Genomic DNA, 3002 nt, shown 5'->3' on the forward strand with positions numbered 1-3002 from the left:
GTATAACGCCATTCAAAGCGTGCCGAGAACCGACGGCAAACGTGAAGTCGTCAGTGGCACCAGCTATTTGCAGGTGGTGACGTTCGATGACAAGGGGCCGCAGGCTCAGGGTTTGCTGGCGTTTTCGTTGTCCAGTGACCCGGCGTCGAAGTATTCCCGGGACCAGACACAGGCCTTTTCGAAGAAACAGTTGAGTGTGTTGCCGTTCACCGAGCAGCAGATCACGGCTGATCCGCAGTACCAGGCTCAGACGATCCGCGAGCAGGATGAAAAGGTGGGGAAGGTCGCCGCGCAGTAACAGCGATAGCTTTCAAATGAAAAGGTGAAGGCCGCACCTCGCAAGGGTCGCGGCCTTCAGCTTTTTGGGGCTTGTTGAGGCATTGAGTTGAGGACCGGATTGCCGTCCTGGTTGCGGGTCAGGTAGACCGGCAGCACCTTGGGCAGCGAAGCCACCAGGTTATTGAGCTCTTTGATGTTGTAGATACCGCCGAGGCGAATCGAACCAGCGCTGTGGTCCGCGAGCATCACCGGTTTGTTCAGATAACGATTGATCAAGGGCAGGGCATCGGTCAGCGCCAGATTATCAAGCACCAGTTTGCCGCTGCGCCAGGCCAGCGACTGGTCGTTGGCATAGGTCTGGCTGATTTGTGGCGTGAAGTCGCCGTGCCTGTAACGTGCCTGCATCGCAGGTTCCAGGCGTAGACCGTCGCCGGGCAGGGCATCGTTGCTGGTCACCAGCACGGAACCCTCGATCAGGTTCACGCGTACCAGGTCTTCATACATCCAGACATTGAATTGGGTGCCGGTGACGCGAATCCTGCCGTCGCCCGCCCTGACAATGAACGGGTGCTGCAGGTCGTGGCTGACGCTGAAGAAGGCTTCGCCTTTTTTCAGCGTGACACGACGTTGATCCTTGTAATTGCTGAACGTCAGTTCACTGCCCAGGTTCAGCTCCACCTGGCTGCCGTCACCCAGCGTGACCTGACGAACATTATCGGTCGCCTCGAAATGCTGGTAGGCATTGGGCAGCCACCCCAGGTTCCATCCGGTATACGCGGCCAGTGGCAGCGCCAGGGCGCAGATCGCGGCTGCGATGCCGAAAGTGCGCCAGGGTGTTGTCGGTTTGAGCCGAACAGCCGGTGTGACGGATTCAGGACGAGGCAAATCCCCCGCAACATCCCAGATCTCCAGCATGGCTTCGTACTCGAAGGCGTGCAGCGGATGGGCATCACGCCATTGCTCGAACGCCAGGCGTTCCTCTGCCGTGCAGTCGCTGGCGTGCAGACGCATGCACCAGTGCGCAGCGGCATCGGTGATGGCGTCGTATTGGGCTTGCGAGAGAGAGTGGTCGGTCATTGACTCATCCTGATTTCCTGCATTCTAACCTTGAGGGAAAGCCTGCGAGAACAATCGTCATGGCATTTCCCCATCAAAGTCGAAGTTATTTTCAGGGCACTGACATTGCGCCAGTGCCTGGTGACCGCGTTTCAGGGGGTGTCGACGTGAAGTTGACGTCCCAAATGAGAGATAAGCCAAGCGACAGAGTCAGCATTGGCCAGCTGGACAGCCAGTCTTGTCGTCGCATCCTTTTTGAAATGCGTGCGTGCTTCGGCCAGGGTTTTTTTTCCGGTCAAACTCAAAATCCGGTCACGTGTACGGTTGGTTTCCTCGTAGAAGGTTTGACCAAAATCTTCCCATACATTTGTATCGTCATTCAAAACGGCGAACAGTTCGGATAAGGGGGTATGGATTGAAAGTGCTTCCTTCTGAAGCTGTGTCAGCGCCTTGCTCAAATGGTTGCCACGGGGCGTAGTGGTATCAATCAGGTCGACAAACGGTCTGCTTGCATCCATATAAGCAATATCCTCCGTGTCACAAATTACATGCGACAGCTCGTGGATCAACGTCGTTGCGCGGGCGTGGGCACGGATCGGGAACGCGGCATCGGTCATGTAATTACGGTAGTGATCCATGTAAGGCATAAAATACTTCTCTGCCAGGTAGATTTTTTTCTGTTGATCGGTAGGGATCGTGAAGGCAAACATATGGTCCCGGTCACCGGGATGAGCTCTCCCGGTGACGAAGCGTTCCGACTGCTCGTTCCTGAGGGTCGGATCCAACAAGGCACCGAGAATGTCCTCTACGACCTTCTGGATCATCGTCACATGCTCGGGCGATATCTCCGACACATCAAGAAACCTCCTGACGAGCTGATGAACCGGTGTCTCTGTGTCGCCTGAATTTTTCAACAGTTGCAAGTTACGAAAACCGTTCCACGCATAGGTAGTTGCGAAGTCAAGGCCTTCGTCGATCAGCCGCGCCCGCACAGGGAAGAGCCGGCGTATTTGAGCCATTCCGTTGGCTTCGACGTTCATCCCGCCACGGACAGCGTTCCACGTTTTCAACCTCTTGATCAGGCTGTACTGACGAACCAGCTCATCCGGTTCCCGCACCCACTGCTTTGAAGCGTTTCGAGCAACATGGGGGCCGCTTCCGTCCGGACCGCTGATGCGCCAGCGCAGGCCACGTTTTTCGAGTTGATAGACCTTTCCTTCAACCGCACCGTATTTTTTCTGTGTGGTCGGGTGCGTGTAGAGCCCAAGGGCGGTGTCCCGGGTCATCGAGCCAAGGTTGACATCAACGTGCTCGTGGTTCTGCAAACCGGTGCGTGCGGGATCGGTAGTGGCGATGTCTTGCCATTTAAGGCTGGCACTGGCTGGGGAGGGGGAAGACTCGCTGGCCGCTGCAGAGGGCTCTGCCTGGCCTTCCATTGACTGGCGCAACATCGCCAGTTGCGTGATGCCGCTGATAAAGGATGTTATCGCCGGGCCCCATTTGTGTTGTTGAAGCTCCTCCGCAGACTGCTTGACCTCACGATAGCTGCGCCACACGACAATCGGGTAGGCCAGTTTGCCCATCAGGAATGTATAGGCCTGTTCCAGATCGTCACCCAGTACACGTTTTACGGTTTCCCACTCGCCTTGAGCGTCTTTGTTGGACTG

At 56.3% G+C, this 3002-nt stretch carries 2 protein-coding genes and 1 pseudogene; 1 reads left to right on the forward strand and 2 read right to left on the reverse strand.

The features are described 5' to 3' along the window. A partial coding sequence (locus AC1DLB_RS26400; RefSeq protein WP_477785948.1) for a penicillin acylase family protein occupies nucleotides 1-298 on the forward strand: 298 nt, incomplete at its 5' end. Nucleotides 299-354: 56 nt separating this feature from the next. Here the strand turns inward: AC1DLB_RS26400 and AC1DLB_RS26405 are convergent. Both AC1DLB_RS26405 and AC1DLB_RS26410 read right to left on the reverse strand, forming a co-directional pair. Continuing rightward, the gene (locus AC1DLB_RS26405; protein WP_477743019.1) at nucleotides 355-1356 is read right to left on the reverse strand and encodes a FecR family protein; all 1002 of its coding nucleotides are present in this window, start codon (nucleotides 1354-1356) and stop codon (nucleotides 355-357) included. A gap of 131 nt (nucleotides 1357-1487) precedes the next feature. Continuing rightward, nucleotides 1488-3002, reverse strand: a pseudogene (locus tag AC1DLB_RS26410) (dermonecrotic toxin domain-containing protein); the annotation flags it as partial.

This window comes from Pseudomonas sp. 05N434 (assembly GCF_056396965.1).

Excerpts from the sequence above, each read along its gene's own strand:
- AC1DLB_RS26405 (WP_477743019.1), bottom strand. The coding sequence starts at position 1,356 with ATGACCGACCACTCTCTCTCGCAAGCCCAATACGACGCCATCACCGAT.